The following is an 18,684-nucleotide window of genomic DNA, read 5'->3' as shown; positions in this document are numbered from 1 at the left end:
AACTGCTTGCCGTGCGCGAGGCTTTGCCTGCCGTCATTACATCCAACTGAAGACGGCGCCTGCTGCTGGAGAGCAGGACTTGGCGATGACGATAACAACGCGGGCTTCCGTGTGAACGACAGCCCCAACCCTTTGCGGATCGCTGAATACATCTTCTCCTCCACATTCCGTCGCTCCTGGCCTCACAAGAAGCCCGCGACTTGATTTTTTTGAACCTGTAAAGCCGGTTCTGCTTTTCAGTGCGCTTGCAACAGCGTCACATCGTTGCGTCTGCAGAAGTCTTCAAACGCAGCGGCAGGCAGAATCAACTCGACAAAAAGTTCCTGGTGATGAATCGAGAACTGAAACTCGACATAGCCGTCCGGACGCCGACCTGTGACGCGCACGAACTTGCGTGCTACGTCCACTGCCGTTTCGGCATCTGGCCTTTGCTGTTCGATGGCTCTCCCCTTTTTTGATCTGTTCACCGTTTTTCCGGCGACTCCGGGTGTAAAAAGCGATAAGCATGCCAACTGTGCAGCGCACCATGAGACTTCTACAGGCTCATGTTTTTTATCGCTTTATTATCTTTTTGTGACATTGAGCACAGCATTTTTTCGCAAGAAAAATCTCAAAGTTTTATGTGTCTGAAATTTGGCATTGATGAATATTTGAGAAATTTCACGCTGCTGCGTTGCGAAATTTCATGTCAAACCTGCTGCTGCCTTTCACAGCACGCATTCACCACCGCAAATTTCAGCGCTGCAAGCCACGCAGCGGTCGCACGCGCATGGCATGCCACCGCTGGCGGACAAGGCCTTGGTGTTTAGTGGATCAGGAGCGACGGCGGAACAGTCCGGCGTAGCCGAGCTTCTCCGCGCGGTATGCGATCTGCGCGCGCGTCAGCCCCAGCTCGCGGGCGGCCGCCGACAGATTGCCGCGATGGCGCTCCAGCGCAGCGAAGATCAGATCCGGCGCCGGCACCTCCTCAGACAGATTGTCCCGGACGGAGAGATCGGTGATGGCCGCCGTGTTGGCAGCCGACTCGCGCAGCGGCAGTTCCTCACAATCGACCAGCTGTCCGGATATCGAAGGATTCATCAGGCCGCGACGCTTGCTGCGCGCCACGATCTCGGGCAGGTGATAGACGTCGATGGAGCCGCCGTCACTGGCCAGAATCACCGCACGCTCGATCACGTTTTCCAGCTCGCGCACGTTGCCGGGCCAGTCGTGCGCGAGCAGGGCGTCGATCGCGCGATCGGTGAAGCCCGAGACATCGCGGCGATGCCGCTTGGTCAGACGATCCAGGAAGTATTCCATCAGCAGATAGATGTCTTCGGTGCGTTCGCGCAGCGGCGGTATCTGCACCGGATAGACGTTGAGCCGGTAGAACAGATCTTCGCGGAAGGTCTTGCGCTCCACCGCATCGCGCAGGTCTTCGTTGGTGGCGGCGATGATGCGCACATCCACCTGACGCTGCTTGGTGTCGCCCACCCGCTCGATCTCGCCTTCCTGCACCGCGCGCAGCAGCTTGCTCTGCGCGGGCAGACTCAGGCAGCCGAGCTCGTCGAGAAACAGCGTGCCGCCATTGGCCCGCTCGAAGCGGCCCGGGCGACTGCTGACGGCGCCGGTGAACGCGCCCTTCTCCACGCCGAACAGTTCCGATTCGATCAGCTGCTCGGGAATGGCCGCGCAGTTGACGGCGATGAAGGGCTTGTCGCTGCGCGAGCTTTCGCCATGCAGGGCGCGGGCAAACATCTCCTTGCCCACACCGCTCTCGCCGAGAATCAGCACCGGTGCGTCGGTGGGCGCCACGCGCTTGATGGCGTGACAGACGATGTTGAAACCGGCGGAAGCGCCGATCAGCATGCGCGCATCGCGGTGCCGGCCCTGCGAGCCGGCACCGCGTTCGTTGCGCGTGGCCGCTTCGCGCGACTGCGTTGCGCCGAAGTCGACCACGGTGCGGTTGACGAAACCCTGCGCGCGGAAATAGGAGACGTCTTCCTCGGCGTCCTGCCACTGCTCCAGCGGCTTGCCGATGATGCGGCAGGCGGAGTCGCCGGTGGCGCGGCAGGACACCTCGCGATAGAGAATGGAACGGCCCATGAAGGCGCTGGCATAACCGCTGGCGTAGCCGATCTGCATCCAGCACACCGGCTCGGTGCCGATTCCGTAGGCCATGATGTGCGCCTCGTCTTCCACCGATTCGTGCCAGACGAATTCGCCGTAGTGATGGCCGCGCTCCACATCGACCTCCACCTTCACCGCCTCCACCAGCACGATGCCTTCCAGCGCGTGCAGCTGCGGACCGACGCAGAAGCGTTCGAAGTAGCTGAGATCGGAGCGGACCTTCTTGGCGAGCTCGGCATCGCGGGCGCCGGACTGATAGCCCATGCGGGTGAGAATGCCGCGCGCCTCGGCCGGGCCAACCGTTTCGATCAGCTCCTGACGCAGCGTGCCGAAAGCCCCGGTGTGCAGCAGGAACATGCGCTTGCCGTCGAGCCAGATGTGGCCCGCTTCCGGCGCAAAGCGCAGGCGCGAGAGCAGATCCTCCCGCTGCAGCCGGTCGTAGGCCTCACCGGTGCCGCGTTGCAAACCCTTGAGCGGCATCTCCTGTTTCATGTCCTCTCATCCCATGCCCGAATTCGTGATCGTTCTGGTGTCGCGCGCAAAAAGCGCCGTGGCGCCTCAGGTCTTTGCCGGCTGCGCCTCGCCGAAGAAATCCAGCAGCAGACGGCTGAAGCGCGCCGCCTGTTCGATCTGCGTCCAGTGTCCGCAGCGACCGAACACATGCATCTGTGCCTGCGGAATCAGCTCCAGCAGACGATAGGCATTGGACAGCGGAATCACCCGGTCCTCGCGACCATGGATGATCAGCGTCTCGTGCGGCAGGGCCCGCACCGCTTCTTCCGGACTGGCCATGGCATCGACCCAGCGCTGGCGCGGCGCCGGGAACATCGCCGCATACGATTCCTGAAAACCGGGGCGGATGCTGGCCTCGTAGCGCAGCCGCGCCAGTTCTTCGTCGGCGTGGTGACGGTCGGCGGAGAACATGCCGATCAGCTTGCGCATCGCCGGCAGCGAGGGCTCATAGCCCCAGACCGCATCCAGCTCCGCCGTGATCTTGAAGCGCACCCCGACGCTGCCCATCAGCACCAGGCGCGCGACGCGCTGCGGATGGCGGGTGGCCAGCGCCAGCGCCAGGGCGCCGCCGAAGGAATTGCCGACCAGATGCGCGCGCTCGATACCCAGCGCATCCAGCACGCCCAGCAGGTGCTGCACCCAGGCGTCCATGGTGTAGCTGATGCCTTGCGGCCTTTCGGTGAAACCGAAGCCCACCAGATCCGGCGCCACCACGCGGAACGACCTGGCCAGTTCCGGCATGCACAGCCGCCAGTTGGCGTAGGCGCTCACGCCCGGGCCGGAGCCGTGGATGAGCACCACCGGGTGACCGCTGCCCAGATCGTGCAGATTGGTCTTGAGGCCGGCCGCGAGGACGGACTTCCCGAGTTCGGGACTGGATTCGGCAGGCGAAGCTTGCGGGCCAGGTGCGACGTCCAACATGGTTCTCCTTCGGTGCGGCGTCAGGGACGGATCAGCACCTTCATGGCCTGCTCGGCCTTGTGGTGGAAGGTGGCGAAAGCCTGGTCGATATCGTCCAGCGCATAGCGATGCGTGAAGTACTGCTCGGGGCGCAGCACGCCGCGTTCGAGCAGACGCATGGCCTCATGCATGTACGAATAGACGTTGGCAAAGCCATTCATGTGCAGGCTGATGTTGCGCAGAAAGACATCGGCCAGATTGAGATTGAAGGTGCTGTCGCAGAACACGCCGACAGCCGCGACCACGCCGCCCGGGCGCACCAGATCCAGGCTCAGCTGCAGCGACTCCGGCAGGCCGACCACTTCGATCACCTTGTCGAAGCCGCGCCCGCCGGTCTGCGCCAGCGCCATCTCCTTGAAGCCTTCCTGGCTGTTGTCGATGACGGTGACGCCCTTGGCCTGCACCAGCGCGCGACGCGCCGCCAGCGGTTCGAAGGCCACCAGCGGCGCCGCGCCCTTGGCCATGGCCAGGTCCAGACACATCATGCCGGTGGGCCCGCAGCCGATCAGTGCCACGCTCTCGCCCGGCTGGATGTCGGCCAGACGATTGGCGATGAGCGCGGTGGGCAGATTGCAGCTGAGCGTCACCGCCGCCTCGTCACAGATGCCCTGGGGCACCTTCACCGCATGCTGATCGGCGTACGGAATCACCAGTGCCTCGGCATGCGTGCCGTTCATGTCTCCGAAGGGCACACCAAAACCGTAGACGGCCTTGCCGGTGGTTTCGCAGTGCGCGGTCTGTCCGGCACGGCACATGTAGCAATCGCCGCAGGACACCGAGTAGCCCATGCTGACGCGGTCGCCGCGCTTGAAGCGGCTCACCGCGCGGCCGGTATCCAGCACCTCGCCGATCAGCTCATGGCCGGTCTGCGAACGCCCCCTGGCCATGATGGGGTCCAGGGCGCCGCGATACAGATGCAGATCCGAACCGCAGATCGAGGTGGCGCTCACCTTCACCAGCATCTCGTGATCGGCGCGCAGCACCGGATCCGCCACCGAAGTGCAGCGGATGTCCTGCGGACCGTAATAGACGGCAGCCTTCATGGCGGCTCTCTCCTCGTGTACTGCCGGCTGCCGCCTGCGCGGCGCCGGTACGGCAATCAGCCCAGGCCTTCAGCCTTGAGCGCCGCCTGCACCGCCGGACGTTGCGCGATGCGCGCCGAGTAGGCTTGCAGCACCGGCCAGCGGCTCAGATCGATGCCCACGAAACCGCTCCAGGACAGCACGGTGAACAGATAGGCATCCGCCACCGTGAAGCTCTCGCCCATCAGATACGGCTTGTCGCCCAGATTCGCGGCCAGCTGCGTCAGACGGCCGCCGAGAATGTCCTTGATCACCACGCGCCATTCTTCAGGGCACTTGGGATTGAACATCGGCGCATAGCCCTTGTGCAGCTCGGTGGCGATGAAAGTGAGCTGCTGGATCATGCGATAGCGCTCGCGCGATTCCGGCGCCGGCGCCAGCTTCTTCTCCGGCACCTGGTCGGCCAGATACAGCACGATGGCCACGCCCTCGGTGAGCTGCTCGCCGTTGTCGAGCACCAGCGTCGGGATGTAGCCGAAGGGATTGACCGCGCGAAAGTCCGCGCCGGTCTCGGTGCGCTTGCTCTGCAGATCGACCTTCTCGATCTCGAAGCGCAGGCCGGCCTCGCGCAGCACGATGTGCGGCGACAGCGAGCAGGCCCCCGGCGTGTAGTAGAGCTTCATCGGCTGATCTCCTCCCTTTTTAGGATTCTGTTTTTAAAAGAAGCGGTCGAAATGAATCTGCGCGAAGGGCACGCGATGTTCGAGCATCAGCATTTCCTGCAGCGCGTTGGTCATCGGCGGCGGACCGGCGAAATAGAACTCGCACTCGCTCATGCGCTCGGCCATGCGCCGCCGCAACAGCTCGTGCACGAAGCCGGTTTCCCCGCGCCAGGCGTTCTCGCCTTCACCCGGCATCGACACCACCGGATGGTAGTGGATACGCTCGCCGAACTCCGGCAGCTCGCGCAGGAAGCTTTCGCCGCAGACGTCGCGCGGGGTACGCGCGCCGTAGAAGAAATGCAGATGACGGTCCTTGAGCAGGCCCGCCTGCGAGGCGCCCCGCGCAATCGAGACCATCGGCGCCAGACCCGAGCCGCCGGCCACGCAGACGATGTCGCGCGGCGCGTCTTCGCGCAGATAGGCCAGGCCGTAAGGCCCGTCGATCTCCAGCTCATCGCCCGGGCGCAGCTTCTCGAACAGCACCTCGGTGGCCTTGCCATTGGGCACGCGGCGCACCTGCACATGCCACTCGCGGCCACCGCTGGCGGTGTTGGACATCGAATACGCGCGCGGCGAGCTCACGCCGGGAAGCGCGAACATCGCGTACTGGCCCGGCAGGAAGCTCGCCGGCGTCTCGGTGCCGAAGCGGAACTCGCGGAGATCGTGCGTGACCTCGCGCACTTCCAGCAGCCGCGCCGGCATGCGCCGCGGCGCAATCACCGGCACTGCCTCCGGCTGCGGACGCATGCGGATCACCAGATCCGACGTCGCGCGGCACTGGCAGGCCAGCAACCGGCCCTTGCGGCGGTCGCGCTCGGTGACGGCCGGCGCTTCCGGCCAGAGGTTTTCCACCTCGCCGGACACCACTTCGTACTTGCAGCTGCCGCAGCCGCCGGAGTTGCACTCGTAGGGAAAGCCGATGCCGGCGCGCAGCGCCGCGCGCAGCACGGTGTCGCAGCCCTGCTGCTGGAAGCTGCCGTTGTCGAGGCCTTCGATGGCGATGTTGTACTGCTTCATAGAGCCCATGTGTTTGCGTGAACGCCGCCTCGAAGCGGCGCGGGCCCGGAACCTAGACCGTTCCGGGCCACTCGAGCGTCTGCAAAAAGCGCCTTACAGGCCGATCAGCGACCGACGGAAGGCGCGCGTGGCCTGCTTGGCCGACTCCGCGGCATCGGCGACGTCCGGCAGCGCGGCGCAGAAGCTGTCGATGGCGCGGTCGGCCAGCGGCTCCCACTTCGCGATCCAGCCCTTGATCGCCTCGGCATTGCCCGGCGCATCGCAGGCCAGCTTCACCAACGCCGAAGCCCAGCGGCGATGACGCACGCCGTCGGCGAGTTCGGCATCGATCACCAGACCCAGCAGCGTGTCGCCGTTGTGGCGCGCGGCCTCACCCAGCTTGCGCAGCACGGCCTCTTCGATGGCCGGCTTGGCCACCAGCTCCAGGGCCACGAAGCACTCGCCCCAGTCATAGGCGGTGAGCACCTTCTCCATCAGCTCGCGCATGCCCTGCCAGGCGGCGTCTTCTTCCCAGTACTTGCGCTCGTTGGCGCCGAAGCCCTTGTCCGGGAAGGTCTGCGACAGCTCCTTGGCGCGATACGCGGTGTGGCTCAGCCAGCGCAGCGAGTCGGCGCCCTGGAACGCGGCGCAGATCGAGATGGTGCTGGCCGGGCTCATCTGCGCGAGATAAGCCGAGCACATCTGCAGGGTGTGGAACAGATAACGGCCCGGCGTGTACAGACGCGCCAGGGTGCCGGCCCAGTTCGGGCTCAGGCCCTTGTCGTGCTCGCGCTCGTTGAACTGGTCGAACAGCCCCATGACATAGGTTTCCGCACCGTCCTGCATCATGTTGTAGGTGCGGTAGATCAGCTCGTCCGGATCGCGGAAGGCATTCCAGTCCGGATGCTTCAGCGGGCTGGCGTCGCGCTTTTCCTTGTACCAGCGGTTGATGAACACGTTCGGGTCGAGCTCGAAAGGCTCGGCGCCCGGACGCGTGCTGATGTGCAGGTTGGTTGAAACGATTTCGTACTCGCTGGGCTTGCGGCGACGCGAGGCCAGATGGCTCCAGGTCTTCAGCGGCTTCAGCACTTCGGTATTGCTCATGATCTTCTCCTCGTGCGCCCCGTGTTGTTCAGAGGTGCTTGGCGAAATAAAAACGGACGTGATCGGCCTTGGTCTCGATGCGGCCGGCAAACGAGGCCATGTCCACTTCCAGCTGATTGAGCTTGAAGGGCTTGCCCAGCATCTCTTCGATGGTTTCCTGGCGCAGAATCATTTCGTCTTCGGTCTGGATGCGGACATAGGCCACCTTGTCCTCCATCAGAATCTTGCGATCGGGATTGTCGACCTCGGCCGCTTCGAACACCGCCCTGGCCAGGGCGCCCTGGCGCATGATCGGGCCCACCATGTTGTTGAGATGCGCCTTGTCCATGTCACTCATATTGCTCACCTTGCATTTGTGAAGGCGCGCCCTGCGGGCCCGCCTTGGGTCTTGTGACGTTCGACTGCGGATCAGGTGTGTGCGAACAGCGGCTGCACGCCGGCGGTGTCCACCATCAGGTGTTCACCCTCGACCTTCACCGGATACTTGGCGAGGCGGCAGTCGGACGGGTTGATGCCCGCGCCGGTGCGGCAGTCGAAGGCCCACTGATGGGCGCGGCAGATGATGCTCTTGCCGTCAAACTTGCCTTCCACCAGCGGAATGTCCTGATGCGGGCACACGGCCTGGAAGGCGACGATCTCGCCGTCGGTGGGCCACACCACCAGAATTTCCTGATCACCGACCTCGAAGGCCTCCATCTCGCCTTCCCAGAGATCATCCATCTTGCAGAGCTTTTCGAACGCCATGTCGATTACTTCCCGTTGTCTTTGACTACGCCGCTTCCCAGATCACATCCACACTTTCCATGGGCTTCAAGCCCGACTCGCTGACCTTCAGCGTGCGGGGCAGAAACTCCTTGGCGCCCTGACGGCGCACGCGCAGGATGTGGCCGGGCTTGGCCGCGACACGACGATTCACGGAGTGATGGGCGGCCACCGCGGCGACTTCGTCCATCGTGTTCTCACTGTCCACCGCCACCAGCTGCAGGACGAAGTCGCCCTGGAAATTCGACGTCAAGGGAAAAAGTGCCACGTTTGCATCTCCTCTAGAAATTTCCTGCTGTGACCCCGGGCCGCGCCTGCGCGAGGCCCGGGGCTGCTCTCTGACGCAAAAAAGTTCAGCTTGCCTTCTTCATACGCTCGCGGAAGCCTTCGGCCCAGGCGTACTTGTGCGCGTCATCGCCAATCTCACCCGGCGCCAGGTTCATGTACTTGAGCGCACCGCCCAGATCCATGGGCTGGATCTGACCCGCCAGGAAACGGTCGACGAGCGAGAGGTGCCCCTCGTAACGCGCCGGATCCTGCTGGAACACCCATTTGCAGCCTTCCGAGCAGAAGTGATACACGCGGCCGTTGTGCTCATGCGGATAGTCGCGCACGCGCCAGCCATTGCCCGGCGTGGCGTTGACCGGCAGCTGGCACATGTTGCACACCACCGGCAGCGTCTCCGGATAGGTCTGCGCCATGTTGCCGTCGAGCACGTTCTTCGTGATCACGTCCCAGCACTGGCCCCAGGTGTCGTTCCAGCCCGGGTACTTCTCTTCCAGCCAGGCGCGCTCTTCCGGCGAGGCGCCGGCGGCCGGATCCCACCACACGGTCGGACGCCAGAACCACACGCCCAGATGCATACCGTGGTGCTGCCAGTCGATTTCGTCGAGCAGCTGTTCCCAGTACCAGGGCTTTTCGAGGCCGAGGTCGAGCAGCGCGCGCTCGAACTGGGTCACGATCCACTCCTGCATGAATTCCTTGAACGACTGCTTGCGATGCTCCAGCGGCGTGTAGTAGTCCATCATCGGGCCGGTGAGCACCGAGAACAGCTTCCAGCTGCGCCACAGCGCCACATCGATCATCTTCTGCGCTTCTTCCTTCTTGCCGTTGGCGACCAGAATCGGAATCAGCGGGCCGCCGATCTGCGCATGGCGCGACTCGTCGGTCTGGATGCTGGAGATCAGGCTGGAGAAGGTCCAGTCGCCGGCTTCGGCGGCGTCGGCAGCCAGGCCCAGGAACTGCATGTTGGTGAAGCCGGTTTCGAACGCGAAGGTCAGCATCAGGCCGATCTCGGTCGCGTTGCGCGCGGCGAAGATGTCATCGAACATGTGACGAGCGGCGATGGCAGCCCACTCGTTGGTGTCCATGGCCTTGTGCGCCCAGTCGAACTGGCGGTCCTTGGACACGTGCTCGTGCGGGAAGAACAGCTGGATCTGGCCGTGACGGATTTCATCCATCATGCCCAGCGTCGCCATGTTGCGCTGGCCCGGGGCCTTGCCGAAACGCGCCATGCGCGCTTCCGCCTGCGAGGCCTGGTATTCCTGACGGGCGATGGCGCCGTAATGCGCCTTGAGCACGCTCTTCCAGCCCGGATCGGAGTTCTCGAACATCTTCGAGCGCTCCAGCGCCGCCTTCACCGAGTAGGCGCCGGCGTCCTTCTCACGCTGCACCTTCACGTATTCCGGATAGCTCTGCTTGAAGGGCTCGTCGTAGCTTTCCCACTTCTCCAGCGGGATGCCAAAAGTGCCCGACATCTGCGGCGGAAACAGTTCGTCTTCCGTCACGTACTTCGGCGTCCAGTTGGTGGTACGCGCGAGGTCGTACCAATCCATTCTTTCCAGTGTTGCCATGATTCTTCCTCCTGACTATTGAGCTTCCACGGCCTTTGCCAAGGCCGACCCGACTTTTTTCAGCGCCCCAAATCCTTGGCGGATTTGCCGGCAATACCCCAGTTGGTCTTCGGCACGTCCTGAATCACCACGCGCACGTTTTCCTTGGGCGCACCCACCGCCTCGTGCAGGGCCTGCGTCACCTTGTCGATGACCGCACGCTTGATTTCCTCGCTACGGCCTTCCAGCAGATAAACATGTGCCAATGGCATCTGACGATTCCCCCACCTTTTAGTTGAAACGCAGCGAGACGCTGCCCAGGTCCTGGATCTGCAGCTTGACGTTGTCGCCGGCCTTCACCGCCACCGCCTCGGTGATGCCACCGGAGAGGATGATGCTGCCGGCGGGAATCTCCTCGCCTCGTGCACCCAGATGATTGGCCAGCATCGCCACCGCCGCCGCCGGATGGCCCAGCACCGCGGCGCCGGCCGCGAAAGCCACCGGCTCGCCGTTGCGCTCCAGCACCACGCCCAGGGTGCGCAGGTCCAGATCCGCCGCCGGCTTGGCACGGCCGCCGACCACGAAGCGCGAGGCCGAGGTGTTGTCGGCGATCACGCTCTTGAGGTCGAACTTGAAATCGCGATAACGCGAGTCGATCACCTCGATGCCCGGCATCACGAAGTCGGTTGCCGCCAGCACCGTGCCGACGTGGCAGCCGGGGCCGCGCAGCGGCGCCTTGGTGACGAACACGATTTCCGGCTCGACCTTGGGGTGAATCAGCTCCTTGACCGCCAGCTCGCTGCCTTCCGAGACCGCGAAGCTGTCGACCAGAAAGCCGAACACCGGCGAGCTCACGCCCATCTGCTTCATCTTGGCGTGCGAGGTCAGGCCGGCCTTGAAGCCGACCAGACGCGCGCCACGCTGCAGCTTGCGGCGCCGGATTTCGTCCTGGATGGCGTAGGCGTCATCCCAGTCCATGTCCGGATATTCGTCCGTGATCTTCACGGTGTCGCGCGCCTGCAGCTCGCAGTTCTCCAGATGCTCGGCGAGGCGCAGCACGCTGTTTTGATCCAGTTTCATGTGTGGCCTTTCAAGCTGCCTTGGCCGACTTCGCCTGACGCTCGCGGGCGAGCGTGATGGCGGTGTCTTCGATCATGTCTTCCTGGCCACCGATCATCTTGCGGCGGCCCAGTTCCAGCAGCAGCTCGCGGGCCGGGATGCCGTACTTCTGCTCGGCGCGCTTGGCGAACAGCAGGAAGGAGGAGTACACGCCGGCGTAGCCCAGGGTCAGCGAGTCGCGGTCGATGCGGATGATGTGATCCATCATCGGCACCACCAGGTCTTCGGCCACGTCCTGGATCTTGAAGACGTCCACGCCGGTTTCGATGCCCATGCGCGCGCAGACCGCGATGAACACTTCCAGCGGCGTGTTGCCGGCGCCGGCGCCCAGACCGGCGGCGGCGGCGTCGATGCGCGTGGCGCCGCAGGCCACTGCCGCCAGCGAGTTGGCAATGCCCATGGCCATGTTGTGATGGCCGTGGAAGCCCACTTCGGTTTCCGGCTTGAGCGCGTCACGCACGGCCTTGATGCGGCACTCCACGTCTTCCGGCAGCATGTAGCCGGCGGAGTCGGTGACGTACACGCAGTTGGCGCCGTAGCTCTCCATCATCTTGGCCTGTTCGACCAGACCTTCCGGCGTGTTCATGTGCGCCATCATCAGGAAGCCGACGGTGTCCATGTTCAGCTGCCGCGCGCACTTGATGTGCTGCTCGGAGACGTCGGCCTCGGTGCAATGCGTGGCGACGCGGATGGTGTGCACGCCCAGCTCCAGCGCCATCTTCAGATGGTCGACGGTGCCGATGCCCGGCAGCAGCAGCGCGGAAACCTTGGCCTGCTTCATCAGCGGAATCACCGCCGAGAGATATTCCTCGTCGGTGTGCGCGGGGAAGCCGTAGTTCACCGAGGAACCGCCCAGGCCGTCGCCGTGGGTGACTTCGATCAGCGGCACGCCGGCCTGATCCAGGCCGCTGGCGATGGTCTTCATCTGCTCCAGCGTCATCTGGTGGCGCTTGGGATGCATGCCGTCGCGCAGCGTCATGTCATGGACGCGGATCTTCTTGCCCTTGAGATTCATGTTCTTTAGCTCCTGATTACGCTGCGGCCTGCTCGGACACCGGTTCCAGCTTCATGGCGCCGCTCAAAATTTCTTCCGCGAACATCTCGGCGGTGCGCGCCGCCGAAGCGGTCATGATGTCGAGGTTGCCGGCGTACTTGGGCAGGTAGTCGCCCAGGCCCGCCACTTCCAGATAGATGGACACGCGGTTGCCGTCGATGATCGGACCGTTGACCAGGTTGTAGCCCGGCACGTACTGCTGCACTTCCTTGATCATCGCGTGCACGGAGGCTTCGATCTCGGCGGCCTTGGGCGCGCTCTCGGTGAGGCAGTGCACGGTGTCGCGCATGATCAGCGGCGGATCGGCGGGATTCAGGATGATGATGGCCTTGCCTTCCTTGGCGCCGCCGACCTTGGACACCGCACCGGCCGTAGTGCGGGTGAACTCATCGATGTTCTTGCGGGTGCCGGGGCCGGCGCTCTTGGAGGCCACCGTGGCCACGATCTCCGCGTAGCGCACCGGCTGCACGCGCGACACCGCGTAGACCATCGGAATGGTGGCCTGGCCACCGCAGGTCACCATGTTCACGTTCATGCGGCGGCTGCCGACGTGCTGGCGCAGGTTCACCGGCGGCACGCAGTAAGGACCGATGGCGGCCGGTGTGAGGTCGATCATCAGCACGCCCAGGGCGTTGAGCTTGCGGGTGTTCTCCGCGTGCACGTAGGCGCTGGTGGCGTCGAAGGCGATCTGGATGTTGTCGGCCAGCACATGCGGCAGCAGGCCGTCCACGCCTTCGGCGGTGGTCTTCAGGCCCATGTCGCGGGCGCGTGCCAGACCTTCGGAGGACGGGTCGATACCCACCATCCACACCGGTTCCAGCACCGGGCTGCGCTTGAGCTTGTAGAGCAGATCGGTGCCGATGTTGCCGGGGCCGATCAGGGCGCAACGAATTTTCTTCATGACGGTTCTCTCACATCAAAAGGGTTGGTGGCGCGCTCAGACGAAGCGCACCGAACAGCTGCCGATGCCGCCGACGGTGGCGCGCAGGTTGTCGCCGGTGGTGACCGGAATCAGCGCCGCCAGCGAGCCGGACAGCACCACTTCCCCGGCCTTGAGCGGAATGCCGAGACGGCCCAGGGTGTTGGCCAGCCAGGCGATGGCGGTAACCGGCGAGCCCATGGTCGCGGCGCCGGCGCCGGTGGCGATCACCTCGCCGTTCTTCTCGATCACCATGCCGCAGGTGTTGAGATCGATCTTGCGCGGGTCCACCAGACGATCACCCAGCACCATCACGCCGCAGGAGGCGTTGTCGGCGACGGTGTCCTGGATCTTGATCTTCCAGTCGTGGATGCGGGAGTCGACGATCTCGAAGCAGGTGATCACGCCTTCGGTGGCCGCCAGCACCGCGGCATTGGTCACACCGGGACCGATCAGATCCTTCTTCAGCACGAAGGCGATCTCGCCTTCGGCGCGCGGCTGGATCAGCGTGTCCATCGGCACCGACTGGCCTTCGCTGTAGATCATGTCATCGAGCACGTAGCCGAAGTCCGGCTGACCGACACCGAGCATGTTCATCACCGCGCGGCTGGTCACGCCGATCTTCTTGCCGACCACGCGCGCGCCCTTGGCCAGGCGCCGCGCAATCATCTGCTGCTGGATACGGTAGGCATCCTCGATGCTGATCTCGGCATGACGGCTGGTCAGCGGCGCCAGCGTCTTGCGCGCCATCAGCGCTTCGTAGAGCTCGTCGCCGAGCTGGGTGATGAGCTGCGAGTCCATGGCCATGTTCAGAGTTTCACGCAGACGTTCTTGAGTTCGGTGTAGAACTCGAGCGAGTGCACGCCGCCTTCGCGACCGATGCCGGACTGCTTGGCACCACCAAACGGCGTGCGCAGATCACGCAGGAACCAGCTGTTGACCCAGACCAGGCCCACTTCCAGCTGGCCGGAGACGCGATGCGCGCGGGTCAGATCGCTGGTCCACACCGAGGCGGCCAGGCCGTACTGCGTGGCATTGGCGCGACGCACCACTTCCTCTTCGCTGTCGAACGGCATCACCAGGGTGCAGGGTCCGAAGATCTCCTCGCGCGCCACGGTGGACTCGTCGCCCAGACCGGTCCAGATGGTCGGCTGCACCCAGGCGCCACCGGCGAGTTCACGCGGCATCTGCGGCGTGCCGCCGCCGGTGACCACGGTCGCGCCTTCCTCCACCGCCTTGCGGTAGTAGGACAGCACCTTCTCGCGATGCTCCTTGGAGATCAGCGGGCCCATATTGGTGGCCGCGTCTTCCGGCACGCCCAGCTTCAGCGACTCGGCGCCCTGCTTGAGCGCGGCCACGAAGCGATCAAAGAGGCCGCGCTGCACGTACACACGCTCGGTGCCCAGGCAGACCTGGCCGCAGTTGGCGAAGCAGGAGCGCAGCGTGCCTTCGATGGCGGCTTCGAAGTCGCAGTCCTCGAACACGATCGCCGGATTCTTGCCGCCCATTTCCAGCGACACCGGACGCGCGCCTTCGGCTGCGGCCTTCATGATTGCCGCGCCGGTGCGGGTTTCACCGGTGAAGGTGATGGCGTTGACGTCGCGATGCGTGGTCACGAATTCGCCGGCCGAGCCCGGACCGAAGCCATGCACCACGTTGTACACGCCCTTGGGCAGACCGACCTTGTTCATCACCTCGCCGAGCAGCGCGGCGGTCTGCGGGGTTTCTTCCGAAGGCTTGACCACCACGGTGTTGCCGCAGGCCAGGGCCGGGCCGACCTTCCAGGTCATCAGCAGCAGCGGCAGGTTCCAGGGGCAGATCACGCCCACCACGCCCACCGGACGACGCATCGAATAGTTCAGCGCGCCACGGCCATCGGGCGTGGCCATTTCGAAGAACTCGGTCGGCACGTTCTTCACCACGTCGGCGAAGATCTTGAAGTTGGCCGCGCCGCGCGGAATGTCGATGTGCCGCGCCAGGTTGTAGGGCTTGCCGGTGTCGGCGCATTCGGCGGCGAGGAACTCGTCGAAGCGGTTGTTGATCTCGGCGGCGACGGCGTAGAGCATGTCCACGCGCTCGGCGACCGTCATCTTGCCCCAGGGTCCGGTGAGCGCCGCGCGTGCGGCGGCCACCGCCGCGTCCACTTCGGCCTTGCCGGCCTCGTGCACGCTGGCGATCACGTCGTTGTTCAGCGGCGAGCGCTTCTCGAAAGTCTTGCCGGTGGCAACGAATTCGCCGTTGATAAAGTTGAGGATGTTCTTCATAGCCTGTACTGGTTGAAATCCCAAAGTGCTTGCCGCCTAAGGCTGCGCGCCAATCGCGGCAAGCCCGGCCCGCGCGATCATTGCGTCCTGCTCTTCACTGGCACCGGACACGCCGATGCCGCCCATCAATTCCCCGCCGAGCACGATCGGCACGCCGCCGCCGAAAGCCACGAAGCGCGGACGCCGCAACAAGCCGTCGCGCACTGCTTCGGAATGCTCGCGCAGCGCCTGGTGCCAGCGCGCCGTTTCCAGTCCGAAACTCGCGGCCGTGTAGGCCTTGTCGACGGCGATTTCCACTGAATGCAGCGGCGCGCCTGCCATGCGCACAAACCCGGCGAGCACGCCGCTGCGATCCACCACCGCGATGTTGACCTTCAGCCCTGCCTCGTCCGCGGCGCGCGCCGCCGCACCGACCGCGGCGTGGGCGCCGCTCCAGTCGATGTTGGCCTGCTGGACGCTGATGCGGTTCATGTCGGGCTTCGGATCGCGCGGCCGGCGTCGGTCAGGTGTAGACCGTGGTGAAGGACTCGGTCACCGCACCCTGGTGATAGAAGATGCCGCGACCCAGGCTGTCTTCGGTCCAGGTGGTGACCGGACGGTCCGGCTGCGCCAGATAGCCCAGGCCCGCGAAGGTCTCGTTGCGGTTGCCGCTCGGATCGAAGAAGTAGATGGTCTCGCCGCGGGTGATGCCATGGCGCGTCGGCGCCACGTCGATCTTCACGCGGTTCTTGGCCATCACGTCGCCGGCCTTGAGGATGTCCGCCCAGCTGTCGAGGAAGAAGGACACGTGGTGCAGGCCCGCGGTCGGCGCGCCGACGAAGGCGATGTCATGCGGCTTGCCGCCGCAGAACAGGAAGGCCGCGAGCTGGATGGCGCCATTGGGGCCGACCACCGCCTGCTCGGAGAGATGGAAGCCCATGGCCTGGGTCATGAACTTGCAGTTGTCGGCCACGGTGTTGATGCCCTTCTCCGGATCCAGCGGGCACATCAGCAGGCAATGGTCCAGCCAGTGCGCGCCGGCACCCTTGAGGCCATCCGGCCAGGGATCGGGATTGGTGGAGCCGACATCGGTGCCCACCAGTTCCTTCTGCTGGAACAGGCGCATCTCATGGCCGCTGGGCAGATGGAACTTCAGCATCCGGCCCACGAAGGGCAGCGCGCCGGCGGCGAGCATTTCGGTCTTGATGCCGTGGGCTTCGATGCTGGCCTTGAGCTGCTCCAGATCGGAATCGTGCTGCACCTTGTAGGCCACGTGATTCAGGCCGGCGCTGTCGGCGGGCGTGAGAATCAGCGAGAACTTGTCCCACTCGTCCCAGCACTTCAGATAGACATTGCCCTGCGCATCGGTATGCACGACCTTCATGCCGATGACGTTCTCGTAGTGTTTGATCGCCGCCGCCATGTCCATCACCTTGATGCTGGCATGACCAATTCTCATGACACCCATTGCAAGCTCTCCTTCCCGATTACTTTGCTTGTGTTGACTGCTCCGCTCAGCGTGGCGCCGAGCCGGAACAGGTGATCGAATAAAAAAAACCGCGTTGCATCTTGCCGATGACTTCCAGCTCGACATCGCTCAGCGGTGCCGCGCGGCAGGCCAGGGTCACGCCACAGGCCTCCTCCTCCGCCGTCACATGCTGGCGACTGATGGCCCCCACTGCGGCCACGCTGCCTTGCCGGACCTTCACCTTGCACACGCCACAACCGCCGTTGACGCAGCCCACCGGAATGCCGCGCCGGCCGAGCTTGATCATCCCCTGCAGCAGCGTTTCGCCCTGCGCGCAGACGTAGCTCTCGCCGGTCTGCGGCAGCTGCACGCTGCAGGGAGTGGCCGCCGTCATACGTTCTTGAACAGCGGGCTGCGCGCCTGCTGTGCGTCGGCGGAGGAGATGAACTTCTCCATGTAGATGTCGCGCTCGAACAGACGGCCCTGCATCAGCGTGGTGATGCAGGCGTCGATCATCAGCGGCGGTCCGCACAGATAAGCCTTGTGGCCACGGAAGTCGCCGTTGAAATGCGCCTTGGCGGCCTCGTGCACGAAGCCGCGGAAGCCCTGCCAGCCACCACCTTCCGGCTCATGCGAGAGCGCCGGCACGTAGGTGAAGTTGGCATGCTGCTGCGCCAGCGCCAGGAACTCTTCGTGGTAATAGAGCTCTTCGCGCGAGCGCTGGCCGTAGACCAGGGTGATGGGCAGGGTGCAGCCTTCGGCGAGCAGCTCCAGAATCATCGAACGCGGGCTCGACAGACCGGAACCGCCGGCCATGAACACCATCGGCACCTGCGCGGACTTGCGGACGAAGTAGCGGCCGTAAGGACCGGACAGCTTCACCGTGTCACCGGCCTTGAGCTGGTTGTGAATGTAGCCGGTGCCGATGCCGCCCGGCACGATGCGCACATTCAGCTCGATGCTCTTGCCATCCGGTGCGTTGGCCAGCGAGAACGGGCGGGCGAAATTCTCGCCGGGAATTTCCAGGTTGACGTACTGACCGGCCTGGAAGTGCATGGGCGCATCCAGTTCGATGAACACGCCCTTGATGGTCGGCGTCAGGGTTTCGATGCGGCTGACCTTGCCGGCGAAATCCCGCACCGGGATCGACTGCGCATCCGGATCGGCCTCGATCTCCGCCGAGATCACCACGTCGCTCTGCAGCGTGGCACAGCAGGCCAGGGTCTTGCCCTCGTCGCGCTCGAAGTCCATCAGCGCGAAGGAGGACGCCTCGCCGTGATCGACTTCGCCGTCGATCACATCGATCTTGCAGGTGGCGCAGAGACCATGGCAGCAGGCGTGCGGCAGATAGATACCCTTGCGCAGCGCCGCATCGAGGATGGTCTGGCCTTCCTCGACTTCCAGCGTCTCGCCCAGCGGTTCAATGGTGAGTTGGTAAGACATACGGCTTTTTCAGATCCTGGTGGTACGTCCTTGTCCTGCGACGGCCGCCTGCATTCAGCTGCAGGTGCCCTTGATGCCGGTGAGGCCCGGGCTGCGGAAGCGGATCACGTCCTTGTGCTTGAGGCCGTTCTCGCCGATCGACTTTTCATAGTCGGGGCGCCAGGGCTTGCCGGACTTGAACCACTCGGCCTTGCTCCAGTCCACCTTCGCGAATTCCGGGTGCGCGCCGTAAGCGCCGGGCAGCACCTGCTCCAGAATCGCCTTGAACGGCATCGCCGGGGGAAAGGGGAAGGCCAGCGGGGCGCAGAACATCAGGTGGTCTTCCCACCCGATGTACAGCAGCTGGTTGCCATGAAACTTGTCGAGCGTGTCCTTGGGCTCGAAGGCGTAATCGCCGATTGCTGCGGTAGCCATTTCG

22 protein-coding genes are annotated in these 18,684 nt (G+C 64.4%); all 22 read right to left on the bottom strand.

Going from position 1 to position 18,684, the window contains the following annotated elements:
* Positions 1-236: 236 nt before the first annotated feature.
* The 22 genes from BMY12_RS03270 to BMY12_RS03165 all read right to left on the bottom strand — a co-directional run bounded on the left by BMY12_RS03270 (position 237) and on the right by BMY12_RS03165 (position 18,680).
* The gene (locus BMY12_RS03270) at positions 237-467 is read right to left on the bottom strand and encodes a phenol hydroxylase subunit (protein WP_218140066.1); all 231 of its coding nucleotides are present in this window, start codon (positions 465-467) and stop codon (positions 237-239) included.
* Between the two features lie 346 nt (positions 468-813).
* Entirely contained in the window at positions 814-2,601 is a 1,788-nt protein-coding gene (locus tag BMY12_RS03265; RefSeq protein WP_218140065.1) for a sigma-54-dependent Fis family transcriptional regulator, read from the bottom strand.
* A gap of 66 nt (positions 2,602-2,667) precedes the next feature.
* Positions 2,668-3,543, bottom strand: coding sequence for an alpha/beta fold hydrolase (locus tag BMY12_RS03260; protein ID WP_093281992.1), 876 nt, complete (start codon positions 3,541-3,543; stop codon positions 2,668-2,670).
* Between the two features lie 20 nt (positions 3,544-3,563).
* A complete protein-coding gene (locus BMY12_RS03255) occupies positions 3,564-4,625 on the bottom strand; it encodes an alcohol dehydrogenase (protein ID WP_093281989.1) in 1,062 nt (353 codons plus the stop codon).
* A gap of 56 nt (positions 4,626-4,681) precedes the next feature.
* A complete protein-coding gene (gene gstA / locus BMY12_RS03250; protein WP_093281987.1) occupies positions 4,682-5,287 on the bottom strand; it encodes a glutathione transferase GstA in 606 nt (201 codons plus the stop codon).
* Between the two features lie 33 nt (positions 5,288-5,320).
* A complete protein-coding gene (locus BMY12_RS03245) occupies positions 5,321-6,343 on the bottom strand; it encodes a 2Fe-2S iron-sulfur cluster-binding protein (RefSeq protein ID WP_093281984.1) in 1,023 nt (340 codons plus the stop codon).
* A 93-nt stretch (positions 6,344-6,436) separates the two neighbouring features.
* Positions 6,437-7,426: an aromatic/alkene monooxygenase hydroxylase subunit beta gene (locus tag BMY12_RS03240; protein WP_093281982.1), complete on the bottom strand. Its 990-nt coding sequence runs from the start codon at positions 7,424-7,426 to the stop codon at positions 6,437-6,439.
* A gap of 28 nt (positions 7,427-7,454) precedes the next feature.
* On the bottom strand, positions 7,455-7,763 hold the full coding sequence (locus tag BMY12_RS03235) for an MmoB/DmpM family protein (protein WP_093281979.1): 309 nt from the start codon (positions 7,761-7,763) through the stop codon (positions 7,455-7,457).
* 71 nt (positions 7,764-7,834) lie between these two features.
* A complete protein-coding gene (locus BMY12_RS03230) occupies positions 7,835-8,170 on the bottom strand; it encodes a monooxygenase system ferredoxin subunit (RefSeq protein ID WP_093281977.1) in 336 nt (111 codons plus the stop codon).
* A gap of 25 nt (positions 8,171-8,195) precedes the next feature.
* On the bottom strand, positions 8,196-8,456 hold the full coding sequence (locus BMY12_RS03225; RefSeq protein WP_093281975.1) for a toluene-4-monooxygenase system B family protein: 261 nt from the start codon (positions 8,454-8,456) through the stop codon (positions 8,196-8,198).
* 85 nt (positions 8,457-8,541) lie between these two features.
* Complete coding sequence (locus BMY12_RS03220) at positions 8,542-10,041, bottom strand: aromatic/alkene/methane monooxygenase hydroxylase/oxygenase subunit alpha (protein WP_093281972.1); 1,500 nt, start codon at positions 10,039-10,041, stop codon at positions 8,542-8,544.
* A 59-nt stretch (positions 10,042-10,100) separates the two neighbouring features.
* Positions 10,101-10,292: a 2-hydroxymuconate tautomerase gene (gene thmT / locus BMY12_RS03215; protein ID WP_093281969.1), complete on the bottom strand. Its 192-nt coding sequence runs from the start codon at positions 10,290-10,292 to the stop codon at positions 10,101-10,103.
* A gap of 19 nt (positions 10,293-10,311) precedes the next feature.
* Positions 10,312-11,100 carry a 2-oxo-3-hexenedioate decarboxylase gene (gene dmpH / locus BMY12_RS03210; RefSeq protein ID WP_093281967.1) on the bottom strand — a complete coding sequence of 263 codons (789 nt, stop codon included), beginning with the start codon at positions 11,098-11,100 and terminating at the stop codon, positions 10,312-10,314.
* A gap of 10 nt (positions 11,101-11,110) precedes the next feature.
* Positions 11,111-12,154, bottom strand: a complete 1,044-nt coding sequence (gene dmpG / locus BMY12_RS03205; RefSeq protein ID WP_093281964.1) for a 4-hydroxy-2-oxovalerate aldolase — start codon at positions 12,152-12,154, stop codon at positions 11,111-11,113.
* Between the two features lie 16 nt (positions 12,155-12,170).
* The gene (locus tag BMY12_RS03200) at positions 12,171-13,094 is read right to left on the bottom strand and encodes an acetaldehyde dehydrogenase (acetylating) (protein WP_093281961.1); all 924 of its coding nucleotides are present in this window, start codon (positions 13,092-13,094) and stop codon (positions 12,171-12,173) included.
* Positions 13,095-13,130: 36 nt separating this feature from the next.
* The gene (gene dmpE / locus BMY12_RS03195; RefSeq protein ID WP_093282439.1) at positions 13,131-13,913 is read right to left on the bottom strand and encodes a 2-oxopent-4-enoate hydratase; all 783 of its coding nucleotides are present in this window, start codon (positions 13,911-13,913) and stop codon (positions 13,131-13,133) included.
* An 8-nt stretch (positions 13,914-13,921) separates the two neighbouring features.
* Positions 13,922-15,376 carry a 2-hydroxymuconic semialdehyde dehydrogenase gene (locus BMY12_RS03190; protein ID WP_093281959.1) on the bottom strand — a complete coding sequence of 485 codons (1,455 nt, stop codon included), beginning with the start codon at positions 15,374-15,376 and terminating at the stop codon, positions 13,922-13,924.
* A 36-nt stretch (positions 15,377-15,412) separates the two neighbouring features.
* A complete protein-coding gene (locus BMY12_RS03185) occupies positions 15,413-15,847 on the bottom strand; it encodes a GlcG/HbpS family heme-binding protein (protein ID WP_093281956.1) in 435 nt (144 codons plus the stop codon).
* A gap of 31 nt (positions 15,848-15,878) precedes the next feature.
* Positions 15,879-16,823 carry a catechol 2,3-dioxygenase gene (locus BMY12_RS03180; protein ID WP_093281954.1) on the bottom strand — a complete coding sequence of 315 codons (945 nt, stop codon included), beginning with the start codon at positions 16,821-16,823 and terminating at the stop codon, positions 15,879-15,881.
* Between the two features lie 46 nt (positions 16,824-16,869).
* Positions 16,870-17,217: a 2Fe-2S iron-sulfur cluster-binding protein gene (locus BMY12_RS03175; RefSeq protein ID WP_093281951.1), complete on the bottom strand. Its 348-nt coding sequence runs from the start codon at positions 17,215-17,217 to the stop codon at positions 16,870-16,872.
* Complete coding sequence (locus tag BMY12_RS03170) at positions 17,214-18,266, bottom strand: NADH:ubiquinone reductase (Na(+)-transporting) subunit F (protein WP_093281949.1); 1,053 nt, start codon at positions 18,264-18,266, stop codon at positions 17,214-17,216. Before BMY12_RS03170 ends, BMY12_RS03175 begins: the two co-directional genes overlap by 4 nt.
* Before the next feature lie 54 nt (positions 18,267-18,320).
* Positions 18,321-18,680 carry a phenol hydroxylase subunit P4 gene (locus BMY12_RS03165; RefSeq protein ID WP_093281946.1) on the bottom strand — a complete coding sequence of 120 codons (360 nt, stop codon included), beginning with the start codon at positions 18,678-18,680 and terminating at the stop codon, positions 18,321-18,323.
* Positions 18,681-18,684: the final 4 nt, after the last annotated feature.

It is taken from the genome of Solimonas aquatica (genome assembly GCF_900111015.1).
GTDB lineage: Bacteria > Pseudomonadota > Gammaproteobacteria > Nevskiales > Nevskiaceae > Solimonas > Solimonas aquatica.
Note: the sequence above shows the minus strand (reverse complement) of the source record. Positions and strands in the feature narration are given on the sequence as shown.

Bases quoted from the DNA above. Each gene is read 5' to 3' on its own strand.
- dmpE (WP_093282439.1), bottom strand. From the start codon at position 13,913: ATGGACTCGCAGCTCATCACCCAGCTCGGCGACGAGCTCTACGAAGCG.
- BMY12_RS03180 (WP_093281954.1), bottom strand. From the start codon at position 16,823: ATGGGTGTCATGAGAATTGGTCATGCCAGCATCAAGGTGATGGACATG.
- BMY12_RS03185 (WP_093281956.1), bottom strand. From the start codon at position 15,847: ATGAACCGCATCAGCGTCCAGCAGGCCAACATCGACTGGAGCGGCGCC.
- thmT (WP_093281969.1), bottom strand. From the start codon at position 10,292: ATGCCATTGGCACATGTTTATCTGCTGGAAGGCCGTAGCGAGGAAATC.
- dmpH (WP_093281967.1), bottom strand. From the start codon at position 11,100: ATGAAACTGGATCAAAACAGCGTGCTGCGCCTCGCCGAGCATCTGGAG.
- gstA (WP_093281987.1), bottom strand. From the start codon at position 5,287: ATGAAGCTCTACTACACGCCGGGGGCCTGCTCGCTGTCGCCGCACATC.
- BMY12_RS03190 (WP_093281959.1), bottom strand. From the start codon at position 15,376: ATGAAGAACATCCTCAACTTTATCAACGGCGAATTCGTTGCCACCGGC.
- BMY12_RS03230 (WP_093281977.1), bottom strand. From the start codon at position 8,170: ATGGCGTTCGAAAAGCTCTGCAAGATGGATGATCTCTGGGAAGGCGAG.
- BMY12_RS03170 (WP_093281949.1), bottom strand. From the start codon at position 18,266: ATGTCTTACCAACTCACCATTGAACCGCTGGGCGAGACGCTGGAAGTC.
- BMY12_RS03175 (WP_093281951.1), bottom strand. From the start codon at position 17,217: ATGACGGCGGCCACTCCCTGCAGCGTGCAGCTGCCGCAGACCGGCGAG.
- BMY12_RS03265 (WP_218140065.1), bottom strand. From the start codon at position 2,601: ATGAAACAGGAGATGCCGCTCAAGGGTTTGCAACGCGGCACCGGTGAG.
- BMY12_RS03240 (WP_093281982.1), bottom strand. From the start codon at position 7,426: ATGAGCAATACCGAAGTGCTGAAGCCGCTGAAGACCTGGAGCCATCTG.
- BMY12_RS03220 (WP_093281972.1), bottom strand. From the start codon at position 10,041: ATGGCAACACTGGAAAGAATGGATTGGTACGACCTCGCGCGTACCACC.
- BMY12_RS03165 (WP_093281946.1), bottom strand. From the start codon at position 18,680: ATGGCTACCGCAGCAATCGGCGATTACGCCTTCGAGCCCAAGGACACG.
- BMY12_RS03235 (WP_093281979.1), bottom strand. From the start codon at position 7,763: ATGAGTGACATGGACAAGGCGCATCTCAACAACATGGTGGGCCCGATC.
- BMY12_RS03255 (WP_093281989.1), bottom strand. From the start codon at position 4,625: ATGAAGGCTGCCGTCTATTACGGTCCGCAGGACATCCGCTGCACTTCG.
- BMY12_RS03260 (WP_093281992.1), bottom strand. From the start codon at position 3,543: ATGTTGGACGTCGCACCTGGCCCGCAAGCTTCGCCTGCCGAATCCAGT.
- BMY12_RS03245 (WP_093281984.1), bottom strand. From the start codon at position 6,343: ATGAAGCAGTACAACATCGCCATCGAAGGCCTCGACAACGGCAGCTTC.
- BMY12_RS03200 (WP_093281961.1), bottom strand. From the start codon at position 13,094: ATGAAGAAAATTCGTTGCGCCCTGATCGGCCCCGGCAACATCGGCACC.
- dmpG (WP_093281964.1), bottom strand. From the start codon at position 12,154: ATGAATCTCAAGGGCAAGAAGATCCGCGTCCATGACATGACGCTGCGC.